Here is a 21,233-nt window from a genome sequence, read left to right as displayed (position 1 = left end):
CCTTCCCGCCCCAAAGCCTTCTCTTGTTCGCTGCGGCGCAGCAGTCTATGAAAGCGGCGACTGCCACCAATTCAGGAAAGCCTGTCCGCATGATCCCACGCTATGCCCGCCCCGACATGGTCGCCATCTGGTCCCCCGAAACCAAGTTCAAGATCTGGTACGAGATCGAAGCCCATGCCTGCGATGCGATGGCCGATCTGGGTGTCATCCCGCGCGAAAATGCGGATGCGGTCTGGAAAGCAAAGGACGTGGAGTTTGACGTGGCGCGGATTGACGAGATCGAAGCCGTCACCAAGCACGACGTCATCGCCTTCCTGACCCACTTGGCTGAACACGTGGGATCGGAAGAAGCCCGCTTCGTGCATCAGGGCATGACCTCGTCCGACGTGCTTGACACCTGCCTGAACGTGCAACTGGTCCGCGCCGCCGACCTGCTGCTGGTGGGCATGGACAAGGTCCTGGCCGCCCTGAAGAAACGCGCCTTTGAACACAAAGACACCGTACGCGTGGGCCGCAGCCACGGCATCCACGCCGAACCCACCACCATGGGCCTGACCTTCGCGCGTTTTTATGCCGAAATGGACCGCAACAAGAACCGTCTTGAAAAAGCCCGCTGGGAAGTGGCGACCGGCGCGATTTCCGGCGCCGTTGGCACCTTCGCCAATATCGACCCTGCTGTCGAAGAACATGTCTGCGAGAAGCTGGGCCTGCGGCCCGAGCCGATCTCGACGCAGGTCATCCCGCGTGACCGCCATGCCATGTTCTTCGCCACATTGGGCGTCATCGCCTCGTCGATCGAAAACATCGCCGTCGAAATCCGCCACATGCAGCGCACCGAGGTTCTGGAAGGGGCCGAGTTCTTCTCGATGGGTCAAAAGGGCTCGTCCGCCATGCCGCACAAGAAAAACCCTGTGCTGACCGAGAACCTGACTGGCCTGGCCCGTCTGGTCCGCATGACCGTGATCCCGGCGATGGAGAACGTGGCGCTGTGGCATGAGCGCGACATCTCGCATTCCTCGGTCGAACGCGGCATCGGCCCGGATGCAACCGTCACGCTGGACTTTGCCTTGCACCGTCTGGCCGGCGTCATCGACAAAATGCTGATCTTCCCCGACAACATGCTGGACAACATGAACAAGTTCCCCGGCCTCGTCATGTCGCAGCGTGTGTTGCTGGCCCTGACGCAGGCTGGCGTCAGCCGCGAAGACGCCTACGCCATGGTGCAGCGCAATGCGCTCAAAGTCTGGGAAGAACGCCTTGATTTCCGCGAGTTGCTGTTGGCCGACGAAGCCGTGGTCGACGCGCTTGGCGTGGAGGCGATCAACGAGAAATTCGACATGGGCTATCACACCAAGCATGTCGATACGATCTTCAAACGCGTGTTCGGCGATAGCTGACAGAATGTGAACGCGCGAAGCAATTTGGGAAACGCACTGTTTCATGCTATCATGGGGCGTCCGAAAGGAGGCCCCAATGCAATTCAAGACCCTACTCTGCGCACTTGTGCTGACCGTATTGCCGACACTGTCCGTTGCGATGGGCTGCGAACGGGGCAAGCACACGGTGGCAAGCTGTGACGCAGGTCAAACCTGGGACGACGCCACGCAATCCTGCGTTGACGCTGTATCCAGCTAAATCGCGGTGGCGGTAAGCCCGCCTTAACCCGACCGTGGCAATCTGGCACAAACCAGAAGAAGAGGCCGCGCGTTGACCGCATTGGATACCGACCAAACCGACATCGTGCCGATGAAGGCGGCGTTGTCGTCTACTGACTTTGTTTCCTCGAAAGACATGGCTCCGCCCGGTCGCGCCGCGGCGGTCACGCGGATTTTGACACGCAAGCAGAAGGCCGCAATCATTGTGCGTCTATTGCTGGCGGAGGGGGCCGTTCTGTCCTTGCAGGACCTGCCCGAGTCGCTGCAAGCCGAGCTGATCCGCCAGATGTCGGACCTGCGCTATGTCGACCGCGCCACCCTGAAATCGGTGATCGAGGAATTTGTGCACGAGATCGAGGATATCGGCCTTGCCTTCCCCGGGGATATTGAAACCACCCTGTCGATCCTGGATGGCGCGATCAGCCCGTCAACCGCAGCGCGGATGCGCAAAATGGCCGGTGTCCGGCTGACCGGCGACCCGTGGGCCACAATCGCGGCGCTGGATCCGGCGCTTTTGCTGGAGGTTCTGGAAACGGAAAGCACGGAAATCGCGGCGGTGCTGCTGTCAAAACTGAAAGTCTCGGTCGCGGCCGATCTGCTGGGGCAACTGCCCGGACCGCGCGCGCGCAAGGTGGCTTATGCCGTGTCGCAAACCGGTGCGATTGCACCGGATGTGGTGGAACGGATCGGCCGGTCCCTGGCCGATCAACTGGGCGCGCGCCCGCCCCGGGCCTTTGATGACGGACCGGTCGAACGGGTGGGCGCGATCCTGAATGCCTCGCCCGCAGCAACGCGCGACGATGTGCTGGACGGGTTGGATCAGGATGACACTGCTTTTGCCACGGCGGTGCGCAAGGCGATCTTCACATTCGCCGACATCCCCGCGCGGATCACACCAACCGATGTCCCGAAAATCACGCGGGATGTGGATCAGGCGGTGCTGGTCACGGCGCTGGTGGCGGCCACGGACGATCTGGTAACAGTCGCCGATTTCATCCTTGGCGCCATTTCCAAACGCATGTCCGAACAAATCCGCGAGGAAATGGCGGAACGTGGTCCGGTGAAGCCCAAGGACGGCGAGGCGGCGATGTCTGCCATCGTGGCGCAGATCCGCGCCCTTGAGGCTGCTCAGGAAATCGCCCTGATCCCCGATGATGATGACGACTGACCGGCCACCTCTTGCGCGCATCAAAGTTGCAAGTGCTTGCGAGCCTGCGTCCCCGCTTGTATGTCTGAGCCCGGATAGACCCCGCGCGCGCGCATCCACGACGCCGCGCCCCAGGAGACAGGCAGAATGGTGCAAGAAAAACGGGGGATTGGCCCTTATCTGACGCATTTGGCACTGTCCGCCGTTCTGAACCTGCCGCGCCTTTTGCCCTATCGCTGGCGTCTGCCCGCTGTGGGCTGGCTGGCGGCGCATGTGGTCGGCCCGATTGCCGGCTATGACAAGCGCATCCGCAACAATCTGGCTCTGGCCTGCCCGGATATGCCACCCGCGCAAGTCGATCAGATGGTGCGCGCCGTCCTGACCAATGCCGGTCGTTTCCTGGCCGAAATGTGGTCCGGCAAAACCTTCTATGACCGCCTGACGGACACCAGACTGTCCGGCCCCGGATTGGCCGCGCTGGAACAGGCCAAGGCCGAAGGGCGGCCGATCATCGCGATTTCCGGGCATTTCGGCAATTATGACGCCGCGCGCGCGGTGACCATCCAGGCGGGGTTCAATACCGGCGCGCTGTATCGTCCGATGTCCAACGCCTATTTCAACGAAAGCTACAAGGCCCGAATGGAAGGGTTCGAAGGCAAGGCTTTTGAACAATCCCGTCGCGGCATGGCCGAGATGGTCAAACACTTGCGCAAGGGCGGGCTTCTGGCGATCCTTCTGGACCAGCGCGAAGATCAGGGCGAAAAGCTCAGCTTTTTTGGTCAACCCGCGATGACCACGCTGGCAGTGGCGGAAATGGCGCTGAAATACGACACGTTGTTCATCCCGGTCTTTGCCATCCGCAAGGAAAACGGTCTGGATTTCGACGTTGTGGTGGAAGAGCCGATCGCCCACAGCGACGCCGAGACCATGATGCAGGAATTCAACGATCGGTTCGAGGCCCGCGTGCGCCAGAACATGGACCAGTTCCTGTGGATCCATAACCGCTGGCAATTGCCCGACGACGACACAGGCACCTAGGGCAAAACACGCCGCGCAGTCAGGGTCAGTCCAGTTTGATCGCGGCCAGGATCTCGCCGGGATACCCGCCTTTGCGCGCCGCCTGCAGGATGATGGCCGCCGCCTGCCCCTCGGGGGCGATGGGATTGGGCAGGTCGAACTCGGCAGCGTCCATCCCGTTCCAGACGCCAAAGCCCTGAATATCCGTGACGACATTTGTGGATGTGATCGACAGCCCGGCATTCTCGCCCCGGCTGATATCTACTTTCGCCCGCGGCACAAATCGCACGATCTGAACCAGCATCTCGGCCGGAAGATCGCGATGCGTCATACGTTCGATCCTGATGCGCGCCACCCCATCCGTGGCTTGCGTCGTCCGGATCGCGACGCGCTGCGGCTTGGCCTTGTGCCGATGAATCACGTCCATCACTTCGACCGCGTGACTGCCAACCGCCTGATCGACCCCGCCTATCACCATCTGGGGGGTATAGATGGATCTTGTGCCAAAGCTGTAGGCATAGGCCTTTTGCCGCTTGGTATGCGCCGCCCGGGCAAACGTGTCCTTCCAGCCGATGTAATCCCAGTAATCGACATGCAGCGCCAGTGGCAGGATTTCCTCGTACTCGCCCAGCTTGCCCAGCAACGCGTCTGCGGGCGGGCAGGACGAACACCCTTGAGAGGTGAACAGCTCGACCACAGTGACCGGGCGCTCATCAGCGGTGGCGGGAACGGCACCAAACCAAACGGCGCATAACAGGATCAGGGGAAGGGCTGCTCTCATCAACATTCTTTTCCGTTGGGCTCTTTCCCTAGATAACGCGCCGCTTGGGGTGTCGCCAATCAAGGTTTTGCGAGGGGTTTGTTACAGTTTTCGCCGTTCAAGGCGGAAGGGGGTCGATTTCTGGTGTGCAATCGTATACAAAACCCCGGAATCCCCTTGCGCCGCCCCTCGTTTTCAGGGCAAATGCAAGCCAGCCCAACCCTGTATCCTGACCTAAAAGGGAGCCAATCCATGACCATTATCGTAGGTTCAGACACCGCCAAGACGCGCAAGTCGCTGACGGCAGGTGGTGCATCCGTCGCCTATTACTCGATCCCCGCTGCCGAGGCCGCCGGCCTTGGAAACTTCTCGCGCCTGCCCGCCGCGCTGAAGGTTGTGCTGGAAAACATGCTGCGGTTTGAAGATGGCGGCCGCACGGTCAGCGTGGACGACATCAAGGCGTTCAGCGAATGGGCCGACAAGGGCGGCAAGAACCCGCGTGAGATCGCCTATCGACCGGCCCGCGTTCTGATGCAGGACTTCACTGGCGTTCCCGCTGTGGTTGACCTTGCCGCAATGCGCGATGGCATCAAGGCGCTGGGGGGCGACGCCCAGATGATCAACCCGCTGAACCCGGTTGATCTGGTCATCGACCACTCGGTCATGATCGACGAATTTGGCAATCCGCGCGCGTTCCAGATGAACGTCGACCGCGAATATGAACGCAACCTTGAGCGTTACACCTTCCTGAAATGGGGACAGTCGGCGTTCAACAACTTCCGCGTTGTCCCCCCCGGCACCGGCATCTGTCACCAGGTGAACCTGGAATATCTGGCCCAGACCGTCTGGACAGACGAGGATCAGAACGGCGAGCAGGTTGCTTACCCCGACACGCTGGTCGGCACCGACAGCCACACCACCATGGTCAACGGCCTGGCCGTTCTGGGCTGGGGTGTCGGTGGGATCGAGGCCGAAGCCGCGATGCTGGGCCAACCGATTTCAATGCTGATTCCCGAGGTCGTCGGTTTCGAGCTGACCGGCGAAATGGTCGAAGGCACCACGGGCACCGACCTTGTGCTGAAAGTGGTCGAAATGCTGCGCGAAAAAGGCGTGGTCGGCAAGTTCGTCGAATTCTATGGCGAAGGTCTGGACCGTCTGCCGCTGGCCGACCGGGCCACGATCGCCAACATGGCACCGGAATACGGCGCCACCTGTGGCTTCTTCCCGATCGACAATGAAACCCTGCGCTACCTGCGCACCACCGGTCGCGACGAGGACCGCATTGCGCTGGTCGAAGCCTATGCCAAGGAAAACGGCTTCTGGCGCGACGCGGATTATGCCCCGATCTATACCGACACGCTGTCGTTGGACATGGGCACCATCGTGCCTGCCATTTCCGGCCCGAAACGTCCGCAGGATTACACCCCGCTGGATCAGGCGTCGAAAGCCTTTCTGGACGTGGTGAACGAGTATCGTGGCATTGACGATGAACCCGCCGCCGCCGAAATGGCAGCCGAGGGTCCTGCTCCGAAAGCCCCCGCCGACCCACGCAAAACGGCCGCTGTGGAAGGTGAGGATTACAAGATCCGTGACGGGTCGGTGGTGATCGCCTCGATCACCTCCTGCACCAACACGTCGAACCCCTATGTGATGATCGGCGCCGGCCTTGTGGCGCGCAAGGCCCGCGCGCTGGGTCTGAACCGCAAGCCGTGGGTGAAAACCTCGCTTGCCCCCGGTTCGCAGGTCGTATCCGCCTATCTTGAGGCTGCTGGCCTGCAAGAAGATCTGGACGCCGTCGGCTTCAACCTTGTCGGTTATGGCTGCACCACCTGTATCGGCAACTCTGGCCCGATCCAGAAAGAACTGTCCGAAGCGATTGCCGAAAACGACCTGATCGCAACCTCGGTCCTGTCGGGCAACCGCAACTTCGAAGGGCGGATTTCGCCGGATGTGCGCGCCAACTATCTGGCATCGCCGCCGCTGGTCGTCGCCTATGCGCTGGCCGGTGACATGAACATCGATATGGTCAACGACCCTATTGCACAGGACAAGGACGGCAACGATGTCTATCTGAAAGACATCTGGCCCACCACGCAAGAAGTTGCGGAACTGGTGGAGCAAACCGTCACCCGCGACGCGTTCCAGTCGAAATATGCTGACGTGTTCAAGGGCGACGAGAAGTGGCAATCGGTCGAAACGACGGACGCCGAAACCTATGACTGGCCCGCGTCGTCGACCTATATCCAGAACCCGCCCTATTTCCAGGGCATGTCCAAGGATGCAGGCGTGATCTCGGACATCGAAGGCGCGAAGGTGCTGGCGGTTCTGGGTGACATGATCACCACCGACCACATTTCGCCCGCCGGCTCGTTCCCGGTAACTTCGCCTGCCGGTCAGTATCTGACCGAACGCCAGGTCGCCCCGCGCGAGTTCAACTCCTACGGTTCGCGCCGCGGCAACCACGAGATCATGATGCGCGGCACGTTTGCCAACATTCGCATCAAGAACGAGATGCTGGAAGGCGTCGAAGGCGGCTACACCAAAGGCCCCGATGGCAAGCAGACGTCGATCTATGACGCCTCGATGGCCTATCAGGAAGCCGGCACCCCGCTGGTCGTCTTTGGCGGCGAACAATATGGCGCGGGGTCGTCACGTGACTGGGCGGCCAAAGGCACCAGCCTCTTGGGCGTCAAGGCCGTGATCGCCGAATCGTTTGAACGTATCCACCGGTCGAACCTGGTTGGCATGGGCGTGATCCCGTTCGAATTCACCGGCGGTGACACCCGCAAGACACTGGGCCTGACCGGGGATGAGACCGTGTCGATCAAGGGCCTGGCGGGTGATCTGAAACCGCTGTCGAACGTTCCGTGCGAAATCACCTATGCCGACGGCACCGTTAAAGAAATCGAGCTGAAATGCCGGATCGACACGGAAGTCGAGATTGAATACGTCGAAAACGGTGGCGTGCTGCACTACGTGCTGCGCAACCTGGCCAAGTCGTAAGGGTTCTCTGAGCCTACTTCAGCAGGCGGCCCAGCGGTCGCCTGCGAGAACGTACATTCTTCAAAATAACACATTTATAACGATTTTTCGCCCTCACCTACTCGCGTTTTTGGTGTATCACCTTGTGAGTATTAGTAGATGAGGAACAAAGATGACTCTTACCACTGAGCAGCAAATGCTCGTTGAACAACGCCTTGCCAATGACAAGAAATCCATTGTTGTCGCCTATTTGCTTTGGGGCTTTCTGGGTGGATTTGGTGCACACCGTTTTTACCTTGGAAAGACCGGAAGCGCAGTCGGTCAGATCATCTTGTTTGTCCTGGGTTGGCTGACCGTCGCTTTCGTTGTCGGGTTTGCTTTCCTGATCGCTCTGGGCATTTGGCTCTTGGTTGATGCCTTCCTGATTCCCGGAATGATCGAGACGGACGCCAAGCAGAAACGCGTTCAGATTTCGAACGAACTTGGCGTGATGAGCCACTAGCGGGAGCACCATTCCCCGGACCTGACCAGAAGACACGAATGTAAACGCGCCCGCGAATGGGCGCGTTTTTTCGTTCAAGCCGGAACCTGCTGGGCGGGTTTTCGCCGGTGACGGCAGATGTGACCAGAAGCACAGCGGGAATCGGAGAACGGCGTTAATCTTTCCCGGACGTAACTTGTAGATCGTGTCGGGAAACTTTGCTGTCCCGTTCTCGGGAGTGTTACCACCCGGCAAGGTCGGAAATTTTCTCTGGCCAGTTTGAAACGAATTTTAGATCGCTATTGGACAGGTCAATCATGCTTAATCTCTTGCGCCAAGTCCCGCTTCCGCTTCTGGAAACCCTGGCTTTTGGCGCGTTTATCCTGATGTTGAACGCCGCCGGTTGAAGCGTGTCGCCTTTAACCTGTGACATCAGATCGCTGCGACACGCGCACGACATGGATGGGTCGCGCGCGTTTCCTGAAATCGCCAGTTCTGGGTATTTCGTATAATGCTCTAGCGGCTTGCGGCGTCCGCGATTGCCGGTCGGATCACGCTTTCCAGGATGCTTTCGGTGATCGGCCCGGCAAAGCGTTTCACAACCGTCCCATCGGCAGAGATGATGAAGGTTTCCGGCACACCATACAGCCCCCATTCCAACCCCGTGCGCCCGTCATTGTCGGCCATCAACGCGGAATAGGGATCGCCAAGTTGTGCAAGAAAACGGCGCGCATTGGCCGGATCGTCCTTGTAGTTGATCCCGTTGATCACAACGCCCTCTTTGGCCAGCGTCTCTAACTGCGGGTGTTCGGCACGGCAGGGCGCACACCAGCTGGCCCAGAAATTCACCAGCTTCACGCCACCCGTGGTCAGGTCGTCATGGGTGAACCCGTCAGCCCCTTCGAACGCGGTCACTTGCAACGCCGGCACCATACCGCCCTCTCGGGTTGAGGGCAGCGTGTTGCGGTCTTCCTGCTTCATGCCCCACAGAAACATCGCCGCCAGTGCAACGAACAGGATCGGCGGCAACAGCATCAGCCACGAGATGCCTTTTTTCTTTTCCGTTACCACGTCATTGTCAGACATTTTTTGACGCCCTTTGTTCAGCTGCATGAAGTGCCTTCTTCACTTGGACCGAACGGCGCCAGGTGACAAGGACCAGAGCGATCAAAAGCGCGAGAGTGATCCCCCACGAGGACAGAATCGCATCTGCATATTTCCCCAGATCAAACATCTTTCATCCTTTCGCGAATCTCCAGCCGGTGCAGACGCACAAGGCGCAGCTCGGTCCGGGTGCGGATCAGCACAAGGGCGACAAACAACAGGATGAACCCTGCGATGCACAGAAGCAGCGGCAGGTAATAGACATCCGCCACATGCTCTTCCTTGTCCATCGACAGCGACGCGCCCTGATGCAGGCCCTGGTTCCAGAAGTTTACCGCATAGCGGCTGAGCAGCGCAAAGACCGACCCCACGATACACAGGACCGAGGTTAGGTCGGCCGCGGTATCCGGGTTCTCGATCGCTGCCCACAGCGCCATATAGCCGAGATAGAACAGAAACAGGATCAGGAAACTGGTCAGGCGCGGATCCCAGGCCCAATAGGTGCCCCACATCGGTTCGCCCCAGATCGCACCGGTGATCAGGGCAATCACCGTCATGGTGACGCCAATCAGCGCCGCTGCCTTGGCCGCGCGCACCGACACGTGGTGGCGGCGCACGATCCAGATCAGCGACGTGACCAGCATCATCACCCAGATGTTGATTGCCATCATTGCCGACGGCACATGGATATAGATGATCTTGACCGAATTTCCGAAATTGGCGGCCTCGGGCGTGAAGAAGAAGCCCCAGATCATGCCCGGCACCAGCGTCAACACGGTCAGTCCGACGACCCAGGGCAAAACCTTGCCGCTGAGCGCCATGAACTTGACCGGGTTTGCGAATTCCCAAAGTGACATTTGCTTCCTCTATTCGGTGGCTGTGATTTGCGCAAGCATAGTGGGTCTCAACTCACGGCGACTTGACCTATCTCAGATTGATCCGCAGTGCGGCGGCGGCGGCGAAGGGCAAAAGCGCGATTGATCCGGCCGTAATGCCCGCCATCATCAGAAGCGGCGTCAGCGCCGACAACCCGGCGGTGCCGCGCGTCGCGGCCTCGGCCCCGAAGATCAGCGTTGGAATGTAGAGCGGCAGGACCAGCAAGGACAACAGAAGCCCGCCCCGCTTCAGCCCCACGGTTAGCGCCGCACCAAAGGCACCGATCATCGACAGCGCGGGCGTGCCGATCAACAAAGTGACGAAGATCCAATAATGCCCCGGCGATTGCAGGTTCATCAGCGCTCCGAAGGCGGGCGCAGCCAGTGTCAGTGGCAAACCGGTGACAAGCCAATGCGCAAGCGCCTTGATCGCCACGGTTCCCTCCATCGGGATCGGGGCGGTGGCCAGAAGGTCCAGCGACCCATCCTCGAAATCCAACTGGAAAATGCGATCCAGCGACAGAAGGCAGGCCAGCAGGGCGCCCACCCACAAGATGCCTGGCGCGATACGGGACAGGATCGCGGCCTCGGGTCCGACGCCAAAGGGCACGAGGGTCGAGACGATCAGGAAAAAGGCCAGACCCAGGCCAAACCCGCCGCCGGCGCGGATTGCCAAGCGCATGTCGCGAACCAGCAGCGCAATCATGAAAACGCCTCGTCAAAGTCTGCGTAGCGGTCGCGTTGTTGAGAGGATGTCGCGCGTTCACCGTTGGCGCGGAACGGTCCGATGTCAAACGTATCCGCCTTTAAACCCAGATCGATATGGGTCGCGATCAGGGCCGCGCCCCCGCCCGCCACATGGGCGCGCACGGCGTCGGCAAACAGGCCGACCGAGGCTGCGTCTAGCGACACGGTCGGTTCGTCCAGCAGCCAGATCGGCCGCCCGGTGACCAGAAGCCGCGCCAGTCCCAGGCGACGTTTCTGACCAGCTGACAGGTTGCCCGCCGGACGATGGGTCAGACCGGTCAGGTTGAACCCCTCGACGGCAGCGTCAATACGGCCGATCCCGTGCACCGACGCCCAGAAGCGCAGGTTTTCCTCGACCGTCAGGGTGGCTTTCAACCCGTCGGCATGTGCGCCATAGGTGATGTGTTCCGGGTCTGCCGATACCTGCCCCGCAATGGGAGGCTGCAACCCGGCGAGCGTCCGCAGAAGCGTGGTTTTGCCCGACCCGTTCGGCCCACGCAGAATCAGCACATGCCCGGCAGAAAGGGTGAAATTCACACCTTCCAGAACCGGCACACCGCCACGCGCGACGGACAGGTTTTCAACCTTCATTTCCATGCCAGAAGCCTTAGACCGGAAGGGCGGCCAGCGCAATGCGCCGTCCCTCTGCGATCAGCACATTATAGGTGCGGCAGGCTGGCGCAGATGCCATCGCCTCGACCCCGATGCCTGCCTCTTCCATTGCTTCGCGAAGGGCGGCGGGTGGATGGGCCGGATCGGCGCCCGTGCCATAAAACAACACGTCGATCTTGCCCGCCAATGCCAAGAGTGGCGCCATATCCTCGGGACCCTCCCAACTGATTGCTGCATCCTCGGTCACAAGGACGGCGCCGTGGATCACCTCGCCCGCCACGCGAAAGAAGCCGGGGCCATAGCTGTCGACCGGCTGGGCGCTGTCATAGGTGACTTCGTGAAACTGCATATCGGGTCCTTCCGGTTGGGTCAGAATACGGCGGCGAAAAGCCCGGATAGGCTGGAGGCCGCGATGATCAGATAGGCCACATAACGATAGAGGGATTCGTATCTGGGATTAAAGACTGCTCCACCCACAAGATTGCCCATCAGGTTTGGCACCATGACCAGAAGCCCGAGGAACAGCGGCAAGCCTGCAAGTCTTCCGACAAAAGCAAAACCGATCAACATCATCGCGTCGAAGAAAAAGAGATAGGCGGTTGTGTTGGCGCGGATGACCCGCGCCGGATGGGACGACGCCATGTAAAGCAAGATGACAGGTGGGCCGGGAATGCCAGCCGCGCCGCCAAGCACCCCAGCGATACCGCCGGTGGTCCATACGATGGGGGGCGTGACCTTTCCCTGATATCGTTTTCCGGACATCAGGATCACAAGCATAATCAGGCTGATCACCGACACCGCCAGCTTGAACAGGTTTGAGTCGACCGCAAACAACACCGCCATCCCAAAGGGCAAGGCCAGTGCTGTCGCCGCCACCAGTCGCAGCAAATCCTTGGGGTGTCCGTCCTTGAGGGCGCGCGGAATAGCAGGCGCCGGTCCGGCCAGATCCATCACGATCAGAACGGTTACTGCCCAGACCGGATCAATGATCTGGGCGGCGACAGGCAGAAAGACAAGCGCCGTCCCAAAGCCCGCAAACCCACGCACCAGACCGGCGACAAAGGCAATGATGACCAGCCAGCCCAGCCCCGGCAGCGCCAGGGTCTGGGCCAGCAGATCAGGCATCTACATCCGCAAACTGGTTGCCCGCATTGGCATCAGGCTTCGACCAGTCGCGCTTCACGCCCAGTTTCAGCAGGATTGCGGAGGCAATGAAGATCGAGGAATAGGTTCCGACGACCACACCCCAGATCATCGCAAAGACGAAGCCACGGATCACATCGCCCCCCAGCACGTAAAGCGCGATCAGCGCGACCAGGGTTGTCAGTGACGTGATCATCGTGCGCGACAGGGTTTCGTTGATCGACAGGTTCAGAACCTCTTTCAGGTCCATCTTCTTGTAGCGGCGCAAATTCTCGCGCACCCGGTCAAAAACCACCACCGTGTCGTTCAGCGAATAGCCGACGATGGTCAGAAGGGCAGCGATGATTGCAAGGTCGAACTTGATGCCCAGCAGGCTGAATATCCCGATCGTCAACACCACGTCATGCACAAGCGAGATAACCGCGCCCAGGCTGAACTGCCATTCGAACCTGAGCCAGATATAGACCAGCACCGCCGCCAGCGCAGCGACCACCGAAAGGATGGCCGTTGTCACCAGTTCACCCGACACTTTCGGCCCGACGCTTTCCACGCTCGGGAAGGTGATCGAGGGATCGACCTGCACCAGCGCGTCTTCGATGGTCTGGATGGTTTCGGGCGTGATCGCCTCCTGCCCTTCCTGCGCTTCGATGCGAATCTGTGCCACGTGCTGATCTTCGGCGAAATTCACGTCAAACACCTGCGCAATCGAGATGTCGCCCAGCCCCAGCGGGGAAAGCGCATCGCGATACTCTCCCACATCGACGGCCTGGGTGCTTTCGGTGCGGATCGTCGTGCCACCGCGGAAGTCGATACCGAAGTTCAATCCGACGATCAGGAACAGAAGAACCGACGCGATCATCGCCAGGCCGGATGCGCCCAAGGTGGCGATGGATCGGCGGAAGAAGTCGAACACGCGTGCTTTCGGTCGCAGGCGAAGCCCCTTGATCTCAAGCGTGCGCGGGCGCTTGCGCTCGAACCACATGACCAGCATCAGCCGGGTCAGATAGATCGCCGTGAACACCGATGTCAGAATCCCCAGCGCCAGCGTGACCGAGAAGCCGCGCACCGGGCCAGAGCCCATGATGAACAGGATCACCGCCGTGATGAAGGTCGTGATGTTGGCGTCCAGAATGGCTGACAGTGCCTTTTGATAGCCAAGCTCGATGGCGCGGGCTGGCCCACGGCCGGATTTCAGCTCTTCCCTTATGCGCTCAAACACCAGCACATTGGCATCCACCGCCATACCGATTGTCAGGACGATCCCGGCGATACCGGGCAAGGTCAGGGTGGCCCCGATCATCGACAGAAGGCCGAAAATCATGCCCACGTTCAGGATCAGTGCCACATTGGCGATCAGGCCAAACCAGCCATAAGCGGCCACCATAAAGACCAGCACGCCGACAAAGGCGACGATCGAGGCGATCTTGCCTGCATCAATGCTGTCCTGCCCAAGCTCCGGGCCGATGGTGCGTTCTTCCACATAGGTCAGTTCCGCTGGAAGCGCACCGGCGCGCAGCAGCACCGCCAGGTTGGTCGATTCCTCGATGGTGAAGTTCCCGGTGATGATCCCGGATCCGCCGCAAATCTGTTCGTTGATACGCGGGGCGGAAATCACCTCCTGATCCAATACGATGGCGAAGGGGGCGCCGACATTGGCACCGGTATAATCGCAGAACTTGCGCGCGCCCGACACGTTGAAGCGGAAATTCACCGCAGGCTGGCCGTTCTGATCAAAGGCCGGTTGCGCATCATTCAACTCTTCACCCGTCACGACAGGAGTCTGTTCCAGCACGTAGAACACGCCCTCTTCGTCCAGCGACGGATAGAGCACGTTGCGCGGACCAGGCGTTGTGGTCGGGTCGGTGGACCGGCTGACCACCGGATGGAAGGTCAGCTTTGCGGTCTTGCCGATGATTTCTTTCAGTTCAGATGCACTGCCGATCCCCGGCACCTGAATCAGGATGCGCGCATCACCCTGACGCTGGATCGTGGGTTCGCGCGTGCCCACCTCGTCCACACGACGGCGAATGATTTCAAGGGTTTGCTGGATGGTCCGATCATCCGTGGCCACGCGTTCCGCCTGTGACAGGGTGACGACCAGTTCGCCTTCGCGACCGGTGGAGACCTCGATATCGGTGGACCCGACACCGGACAGGCTGACAACCGGCTGCGCGAGGGACCGCACCACCTCAATCGCGCGCGGCAAGCCTTCGGGCTGTGACACCTTCACGCGCAACTCATCGTCGGCGCTGTCCTGGCGGCGGATCGTGCCGACCGTAGCGCGTTCGTCGCGCAGCGCATCGCGCACCTCGGGCCACAGGGCATCCATCCGCGCGGCATATACATCCTCGACCTGAACCTCGGCCAGCAGATGCGCACCACCACGCAGGTCCAGCCCCAGATTGACCAGCGAATTGGGCGCCCAGTCCGGCCAGGCCGAGCGATCCGCCTCAAGCTCGGCGGTGGTGCCCGTTGTCTCGATCTTCGAGACCGCATCATTGTGCTGCTCAACCCGGGTATAGAACCCGTTCGGTGCCGCAAAATACAAGCCAAGGGCCACCAGCCCCCAGATCACAAGACGTTTCCAAGTCGCGATTTGAAGCATCAGCCCCTGCCTAACAAGCGTTTGATATATTGGCGATTTGGCGGCTCACCCGCCCCCGGTCAGCTTTCGACCGGCTCGGTCTTGCCCATCACCTTGACGATGGTCGCCCGCACAACGCGGACCTTGACGCCGGTTGCGATTTCGACCTCGACCTCGCTGTCATCCTTGACCTTCAAGACCTTGCCGATCAGACCACCCTGCGTCACCACCTGATCGCCCTTGCGCAAAGCGGCCAGCATCGCCTGATGCTCTTTCATCTTCTTTTGCTGCGGACGGATCATGAAGAAATACATGATCGCAAACACCAGCAGCATTGGCACCAGCATCGAATTCAAAAGCCCACCGGCGGGCGCACCCGCGGCCTGTGCAAAAGCAGGAGTGGCAAACATATGGATATTCCTTCTCAAGCGGGCCTTGGCCCCAAACGTTGGCGCACACTATATGCGGGTCTTGGGGTTGTCCAGCAAGCGGGTGATGATCATTCCCCCTTCCCCCTCGCGCCCGCATCTGGCATATGCCGGGCAAGAAAAACAAGGAAGACCGCCATGCATGATATTCGTCTGATCCGCGACAATCCCGAAGCCTTCGACGCCGGAATGGCCCGTCGTGGCCTGTCGCCCCTGTCAGGCGAAATCCTGGCGCTGGACGAAGCGCGGCGCGCCTCGATTCTGGCGGCCGAAACCGCACAGGCGGACGCCAACAAGGCCGCGAAATCGGTTGGTGCCGCGAAAGCCTCGGGCGACGAGGCGGAATTTGAACGCCTGCGCGCGCTGGTGGCCGACAAGAAATCTGAAATCGCCAAGCTGAATGACGAGGCCAAAGCGCTGGATGCGAAGCTGACCGATCTTCTGATGGGCCTGCCGAACATTCCGGGCGACGATGTGCCCGACGGCGAAGACGAAAACGACAATGTCGAAATCAACCGCTGGGGTACGCCCGCGAATTTTGATTTCAAACCGCTGGAGCATTACGAACTGCCCGCCGTCACATCCGGCATGGATTTCGAGACCGCCGCCAAGCTGTCCGGCTCGCGTTTCATGGTGCTGTCGGGGGCCGTCGCGCGCGTTCACCGTGCGCTGGCCCAGTTCATGATGGACGTGCACACCGAAGAAAACGGCCTGACCGAAACCTGGACCCCGGTTCTGGTCAAGGAAGAGATGATGTATGGCACGGGCCAACTGCCCAAATTCGGCGAAGACAGCTATCAGACCACCAATGGCTGGTGGCTTGTGCCAACCGCCGAGGTCACCCTGACGAATATCGTCAACGGGGTGACAATCGACGACAACTATCTGCCCCGCCGCTACGTCGCCCATACCCAGTGTTTCCGGTCCGAGGCCGGATCGGCGGGCCGCGACACGGCGGGCATGCTGCGCCAACACCAGTTCGAAAAGGTCGAAATGGTGTCGATCACCCACCCGGAAAATTCGGTCGACGAACATCAACGCATGACCCGCTGCGCCGAGGATATTCTGGAACGCCTGGGCCTGCCCTACCGCACCGTTGTTCTGTGTACCGGCGATCTCGGCTTCGGCATGAGACGCACCCATGATATCGAGGTCTGGTTGCCCGGCCAGAACCAGTATCGCGAAATCAGCTCGGTTTCGCTGGCCGGGGATTTTCAGGCCCGCCGGATGAACGCGCGCTACAAACCCGCAGATGGTGGCAAGCCGCAGTTCGTCCATACGCTGAACGGATCAGGGCTTGCCGTGGGCCGTGCGCTGATCGCGGTTCTGGAAAACGGACAACACGCAGATGGTTCGGTCACCCTGCCCGACGCGCTGCATCCCTACCTGCGAGGCAAGACCCGGATCACCGCCGACGGTGACCTCGTCTGACTCCCGGCTTCTTCTGGCCAAAAAATATCCTGGGGTGAATGCGGCCCGACAGGGGCGCAGAGGGGCAAGGCCCCCCCCCTAGCTCAACGCCACGCCCTTGCGCCCTGCCAGATCAACAAAATACTGCCACGCCACCCGGCCTGACCGCGCGCCCCGCGTCGCCTGCCACTCGATGGCTTCCGCGCGCAGCGTGTCGTCGTCAATCGTGACCCCATAGGCGTCGCAGTAGCCCCGGATCATCGCCAGGTATTCGTCCTGATCGCAGGGGTGGAAGCCCAGCCAAAGCCCGAACCGGTCGGACAGCGATACTTTCTCTTCCACCGCCTCGGACGGGTTGATTGCGGACGAGCGTTCATTCTCGATCATGTCACGCGGCATCAGGTGGCGGCGATTTGAGGTGGCATAGAACACCACGTTGTCGGGCCGCCCCTCGATCCCGCCATCCAGCACCGCTTTCAGGCTTTTGTAATGCTGGTCGTCATGGCTGAAGCTCAGATCATCACAGAACAGCAAAAACCGCTGCGGTGCATCACGCAGAAGGCCCAGCAGACGGCTGATCGAAGGCAAATCCTCGCGCTGTACCTCGACAATCTTCAGCACCTCGCCCCGGCGCAACACCTCGGCATGCACCGCTTTCACAAGCGAGGATTTCCCCATCCCCCGCGCGCCCCACAACAGAGCGTTGTTGGCGGGCAAGCCGCGCGCGAATTGCAGAGTGTTGTCCAGGAGCGTATCGCGCGACCGGTTGACCCCGACCAGAAGCTCGATTGCAACGCGGTTGACCTTCGCGATCGGTTCCAGCCGATCCGGTGCGGTGTGCCAGACAAAAGCGTCCTCGGTCGAGAAATCCGGGGCAGACAGAGGCGCAGGCGACATCCGCTCCAGCGCATCGGCGATCCGCGTCAGAGCCTCCGCGTCGCTCACTGACCCTTCTCCACCTGGCCGGGATCGTCGTCCTCATCCGCATCGAACTCGGCCATCAACTCATCCTCGTCGGCCTCGTCTTCGTCGTCTTCAAACCACAGGCCCTGCGCGCGCAGATCGGCTTCGCGCTTGCGTTCAACCCGTTTCACAAGCTGGATCGAGATTTCATAAAGCCCGTAGACCACGACAAACAGGATCACCTGCGTGATGACATCGGGCGGCGTGACCAGCGCGGCCAGCACAAGAATGCCCACCACCGCGTATTTGCGCACCTCGGCAAGACCCTGCGCGCTGACCAGCCCCGCCTTGCCCATCAGGGTCAGCAGAACGGGCAGTTGGAAACACAGGCCGAAGGCCACGATGAACTTGATGGTCAGGCGCAGATATTCCTGCACCGACCCCTGGAAATCAATTGACGCCTCGACCCCGGTATCGGCGACATTGCCGGCCTGCTGGAAGCCCAGGAAGAAGTCGAATGCCAGCGGCATCACAACGTAGAAAGCAAAGGACGCGCCGATGAAGAACATCACCGGCGAGGCAATCATGAAGGGCAGAAAGGCGTTCTTTTCCGATTTGTAGAGCCCCGGCGCCACAAAGCGCCACAGCTGATAGCTGATAAAGGGAAACGACAACACCAGCCCGCCGAACAGCGAGATCGAGATCGCGACGAAGAAGCCTTCCTGCAGCTTGATCAGGATCAGTCCGCATTGGTCCTGGCCGCGTTCGGCCATGGTGGCGCAGAGCGGCTCAGTCAGAAAGTTGAAAATCGGGTTCCAGACGGTGAAACAGATCACCATCGCGACAACAAAGGCCAGCGCCGAATGGATCAGGCGCGTGCGCAGTTCGGTCAGATGCTCGATCAACGGGGCCGAGCTGTCTTCGATCTCGTCAGTGTCGCTCATGCGTCAGAGGTGTCCGTGGGTTTGCGCTTGGGGGCGGATTTCGGTTTCGCCCTGGATTTCGACGCCGGAGTTTTGGCCGGTTTCCTGGCAGCGGGTTTCTTGGCAGCAGGTGTCTTGGCTGCGGGTTTCGCGGCGGGCTTCGGCGCCGGGCTCGCCGGTGCGGGGTCTTCGCCGATCCGACGTTCATTGGGGCGTTTTGACGGGGGTTGCTTGACCTTCAGCATCTCGGCCTTGCGCGCCTCATCCGCGGCTTTGCGATCGGCGGCTGATGTTGCGGTGGCGTCCTGCATCTTGCGTCCAGCGACATCGCCTGCCGTGTCCGCCGCGGTTGCCCCGTCATCGTCCTTGTCATCGGATTTCTGCTTCTTGTCCGATGATTTCTGATCCCGCAGCGATTTGGTGGGATCCCATTTTTCGAACCCGTCCGCGGCCTTGTTCAATGCATCCAGCCCCATCGCCTTGGATGAAGTGGCCGATTTGAACGTGTCGGCGATATCCTTGGCCCCGGCTTCGTCCGCGGCCTCGTTCATTGCCTGGCTGAATTCCCGCCCCATCTGACGGGCGCGCGCGGTGAACCGGCCCAGCGTGCGGAACATGCCCGGCAAATCCTTTGGACCGACGACGATCAGGGCCACAACCCCGATCACCAGAAGTTCGGAAAACCCGATATCAAACATGGGCTACGCCCCCCAAAGCGGTCGGGCTTACGCCTTTTCCTTGTCTTTTTCGTCTTCCTTCGGGGTGACATCCTTGGCGACGTCGGCGGCTTGGTCTTCGATTTCTTGCTTGCCTTCGTCCACGCCCTTCTTGAACGCGGTGATGCCTTTGCCCACTTCGCCCATCAAGGACGAGATCTTGCCGCGGCCAAACAGAACCAGCACCACGACGGCGATCAGCAGAAGGCCCGGAAGGCCGATATTGTTGAGCATTGTATTCTCCCATTCGGAGGGGCGTTTGGCCCGTCCACATCAATAACGCCTGACACATTTATTGCTTTGCGGGGCAAGTTCAAAGCCCCAAAGCGCAAAACTGGCGGGAAAATGATGTGCAAAATGCGCGCAGGCGCGTTTTATCGCCCATCCGTCATGGCTCTGATCACGCGTTTTCGCCCGGCGCCAACCGGCGCGGATTGCGCGTTAATGCGGCGGGGCATCCGGCCCCGGCCTGTCGCCGTGGCGAAACACGAAACACCGGTCACGGCGAATCGCGATCCACAGCGGCGTGCCCGGCTGCGGCAGAAACACTGACGGGACCGACGCCGTCAGGATCGAGCCATCGTTCTCCATCCGGAAATCCACCAGGCTTTCCTTGCCGATGAAACGTGCCCGATCCACCAGCGCGCGCGCCCAGACTCCGTGGTCATGGGTCGGGCTTGGCCCCTTCCCACCGCGATCAAAGTCGATCTTCAGGTGCTGCGGGCGGATCACGATATCCACCTTGGCCCCGTCGGGAACGCCGGGGGCCAGGAACTGCCCGAAGGCCGTATCGGTCAACGCGCCCTCGACCACCCCGGAGATCACATTCACATCGGAAAAGAACGCCGCCGCCTTCAGGTCCACCGGCGCGTTGTAGATGTTGTAGGGTGCACCGCTTTGCACGATGCGCCCGTCGCGCATCAGGGCGATTTCATCGGCCATGCGCATCGCCTCTTCCGGCTCGTGCGTGACCAGAAGCACCGCCGCACCCTCGTCCTTCAGAATGCCCAGCGTCTCGTCCCGGATGCCGTCGCGAAGACGGTTGTCAAGGCCCGAGAACGGCTCGTCCATCAGCATGATCGACGGGCGCGGGGCCAGAGCGCGCGCCAGTGCCACCCGCTGCTGCTCACCGCCCGACAGTTCATGCGGAAAGCTGTCGATGAACCGCGCCAGCCCGACCTTCTCCAGAAGCTCGTGCACCCTGATCCGCTTTTCCGTGCGCGAGCCTTTCAGGCCAAAGGCCACATTGTCGGCCACGGACAGGTGCGGAAACAGGGCGAAATCCTGGAACATCAAGCCGATCTGGCGCCGTTCCGGCGGCACGAACACCCCCGGCCCTGCCACTTGCTGACCGTCGATCCATACCTCGCCCGAGGTTTGCTGATCCACCCCCGCGATGATCCTGAGCGTGGTGGACTTGCCGCAGCCCGACGGGCCAAGCAGCCCCGTGACCTGCCCGGCCTGAAGCGACAGGGACACGCCGCGCACCACGGGGCGCCCCCCGAATTCCCGGTGCAGATCGCGGATGTCCAGCCGTGCGGTGGTCAAATTGGTCCCGTCCATGGTTACAAGATCGTTCCTGTGCCGGTCCCGCAGATGCGGGCAGATACCCGATGAAATCCATCAGGCTTTGACTGGGCATATCAGCCCCCAATTTCACCCGCAAGCCCGTCGCCGGATTTGTCGCAGATACGACACGGCCCGCCCCCATAGGGTCGTTTTCGGCCTAGCCTTGGCCCGCAAATC

At 60.7% G+C, this 21,233-nt stretch carries 22 protein-coding genes; 7 read left to right on the top strand and 15 right to left on the bottom strand.

Translation table 11 applies throughout. The annotated features are described in order from the left end of the window. Nucleotides 1–89 precede the first annotated feature (89 nt). The 4 genes from purB (at nt 90) to IE188_RS05090 (ending at nt 3,840) form a co-directional block, all read left to right on the top strand. Nucleotides 90–1,397 (top strand): adenylosuccinate lyase, encoded by a 1,308-nt coding sequence (purB, locus tag IE188_RS05105; protein ID WP_191285402.1) that lies wholly within the window; start codon nt 90–92, stop codon nt 1,395–1,397. Between the two features lie 76 nt (nt 1,398–1,473). Then, entirely contained in the window at nt 1,474–1,635 is a 162-nt protein-coding gene (locus IE188_RS05100; protein ID WP_191285401.1) for a hypothetical protein, read from the top strand. 72 nt (nt 1,636–1,707) lie between these two features. After that, entirely contained in the window at nt 1,708–2,823 is a 1,116-nt protein-coding gene (locus tag IE188_RS05095) for a flagellar motor switch protein FliG (RefSeq protein ID WP_229836522.1), read from the top strand. Between the two features lie 126 nt (nt 2,824–2,949). After that, nucleotides 2,950–3,840, top strand: coding sequence for a lysophospholipid acyltransferase family protein (locus IE188_RS05090; RefSeq protein ID WP_191285400.1), 891 nt, complete (start codon nt 2,950–2,952; stop codon nt 3,838–3,840). A 25-nt stretch (nt 3,841–3,865) separates the two neighbouring features. Here IE188_RS05090 and IE188_RS05085 read toward each other — a convergent pair whose 3' ends face one another. Beyond that, entirely contained in the window at nt 3,866–4,600 is a 735-nt protein-coding gene (locus IE188_RS05085; protein ID WP_191285399.1) for a DUF1223 domain-containing protein, read from the bottom strand. Nucleotides 4,601–4,831: 231 nt separating this feature from the next. Here IE188_RS05085 and acnA point away from each other — a divergent pair, with 231 nt between their 5' ends. Continuing rightward, complete coding sequence (gene acnA / locus IE188_RS05080) at nt 4,832–7,582, top strand: aconitate hydratase AcnA (protein ID WP_191285398.1); 2,751 nt, start codon at nt 4,832–4,834, stop codon at nt 7,580–7,582. A gap of 151 nt (nt 7,583–7,733) precedes the next feature. Next, nucleotides 7,734–8,063, top strand: coding sequence for a TM2 domain-containing protein (locus tag IE188_RS05075; RefSeq protein ID WP_191285397.1), 330 nt, complete (start codon nt 7,734–7,736; stop codon nt 8,061–8,063). 495 nt (nt 8,064–8,558) lie between these two features. On the opposite strand, the gene IE188_RS05070 is transcribed toward IE188_RS05075, so the two are convergent. The 9 genes from IE188_RS05070 to yajC form a co-directional block, all read right to left on the bottom strand. Continuing rightward, on the bottom strand, nt 8,559–9,128 hold the full coding sequence (locus IE188_RS05070; RefSeq protein WP_229836520.1) for a DsbE family thiol:disulfide interchange protein: 570 nt from the start codon (nt 9,126–9,128) through the stop codon (nt 8,559–8,561). Then, on the bottom strand, nt 9,121–9,276 hold the full coding sequence (gene ccmD, locus IE188_RS05065) for a heme exporter protein CcmD (RefSeq protein ID WP_191285396.1): 156 nt from the start codon (nt 9,274–9,276) through the stop codon (nt 9,121–9,123). Before ccmD ends, IE188_RS05070 begins: the two co-directional genes overlap by 8 nt. Continuing rightward, nucleotides 9,269–10,003 (bottom strand): heme ABC transporter permease, encoded by a 735-nt coding sequence (locus tag IE188_RS05060; protein WP_191285395.1) that lies wholly within the window; start codon nt 10,001–10,003, stop codon nt 9,269–9,271. The genes ccmD and IE188_RS05060 overlap by 8 nt, the downstream gene beginning before the upstream one ends. Nucleotides 10,004–10,070: 67 nt before the next feature. Beyond that, nucleotides 10,071–10,727 carry a heme exporter protein CcmB gene (gene ccmB, locus IE188_RS05055; protein WP_191285394.1) on the bottom strand — a complete coding sequence of 219 codons (657 nt, stop codon included), beginning with the start codon at nt 10,725–10,727 and terminating at the stop codon, nt 10,071–10,073. Continuing rightward, entirely contained in the window at nt 10,724–11,365 is a 642-nt protein-coding gene (gene ccmA / locus IE188_RS05050) for a heme ABC exporter ATP-binding protein CcmA (RefSeq protein WP_191285393.1), read from the bottom strand. The genes ccmB and ccmA overlap by 4 nt, the downstream gene beginning before the upstream one ends. A 10-nt stretch (nt 11,366–11,375) precedes the next feature. Next, a complete protein-coding gene (locus tag IE188_RS05045; protein ID WP_191285392.1) occupies nt 11,376–11,729 on the bottom strand; it encodes an Mth938-like domain-containing protein in 354 nt (117 codons plus the stop codon). Nucleotides 11,730–11,749: 20 nt separating this feature from the next. Beyond that, nucleotides 11,750–12,505 (bottom strand): sulfite exporter TauE/SafE family protein, encoded by a 756-nt coding sequence (locus IE188_RS05040; RefSeq protein WP_191285391.1) that lies wholly within the window; start codon nt 12,503–12,505, stop codon nt 11,750–11,752. Further along, the gene (gene secD, locus IE188_RS05035) at nt 12,498–15,128 is read right to left on the bottom strand and encodes a protein translocase subunit SecD (RefSeq protein ID WP_191285390.1); all 2,631 of its coding nucleotides are present in this window, start codon (nt 15,126–15,128) and stop codon (nt 12,498–12,500) included. The genes IE188_RS05040 and secD overlap by 8 nt, the downstream gene beginning before the upstream one ends. 59 nt (nt 15,129–15,187) lie before the next feature. After that, a complete protein-coding gene (gene yajC / locus IE188_RS05030) occupies nt 15,188–15,517 on the bottom strand; it encodes a preprotein translocase subunit YajC (protein WP_191285389.1) in 330 nt (109 codons plus the stop codon). Nucleotides 15,518–15,673: 156 nt separating this feature from the next. Here yajC and serS point away from each other — a divergent pair, with 156 nt between their 5' ends. After that, nucleotides 15,674–16,966 (top strand): serine--tRNA ligase, encoded by a 1,293-nt coding sequence (serS, locus tag IE188_RS05025; protein ID WP_191285388.1) that lies wholly within the window; start codon nt 15,674–15,676, stop codon nt 16,964–16,966. Between the two features lie 78 nt (nt 16,967–17,044). Here the strand turns inward: serS and IE188_RS05020 are convergent, their stop codons facing one another. From IE188_RS05020 to IE188_RS05000, 5 genes are all read right to left on the bottom strand, one after another. Continuing rightward, nucleotides 17,045–17,842 carry an ATP-binding protein gene (locus tag IE188_RS05020; RefSeq protein WP_191285903.1) on the bottom strand — a complete coding sequence of 266 codons (798 nt, stop codon included), beginning with the start codon at nt 17,840–17,842 and terminating at the stop codon, nt 17,045–17,047. Between the two features lie 44 nt (nt 17,843–17,886). Continuing rightward, complete coding sequence (gene tatC / locus IE188_RS05015) at nt 17,887–18,792, bottom strand: twin-arginine translocase subunit TatC (RefSeq protein ID WP_191285387.1); 906 nt, start codon at nt 18,790–18,792, stop codon at nt 17,887–17,889. Continuing rightward, nucleotides 18,789–19,469: a Sec-independent protein translocase protein TatB gene (tatB, locus tag IE188_RS05010; RefSeq protein WP_191285386.1), complete on the bottom strand. Its 681-nt coding sequence runs from the start codon at nt 19,467–19,469 to the stop codon at nt 18,789–18,791. Before tatB ends, tatC begins: the two co-directional genes overlap by 4 nt. A gap of 27 nt (nt 19,470–19,496) precedes the next feature. Next, nucleotides 19,497–19,721, bottom strand: a complete 225-nt coding sequence (locus IE188_RS05005; RefSeq protein WP_191285385.1) for a twin-arginine translocase TatA/TatE family subunit — start codon at nt 19,719–19,721, stop codon at nt 19,497–19,499. Between the two features lie 207 nt (nt 19,722–19,928). Further along, nucleotides 19,929–21,050 (bottom strand): ABC transporter ATP-binding protein, encoded by a 1,122-nt coding sequence (locus IE188_RS05000; RefSeq protein ID WP_191285384.1) that lies wholly within the window; start codon nt 21,048–21,050, stop codon nt 19,929–19,931. Nucleotides 21,051–21,233: the final 183 nt, after the last annotated feature.

It is taken from the genome of Aliiroseovarius zhejiangensis (assembly GCF_014656375.1).
Classification (GTDB): domain Bacteria; phylum Pseudomonadota; class Alphaproteobacteria; order Rhodobacterales; family Rhodobacteraceae; genus Aliiroseovarius; species Aliiroseovarius zhejiangensis.
Note: the sequence above shows the minus strand (reverse complement) of the source record. Positions and strands in the feature narration are given on the sequence as shown.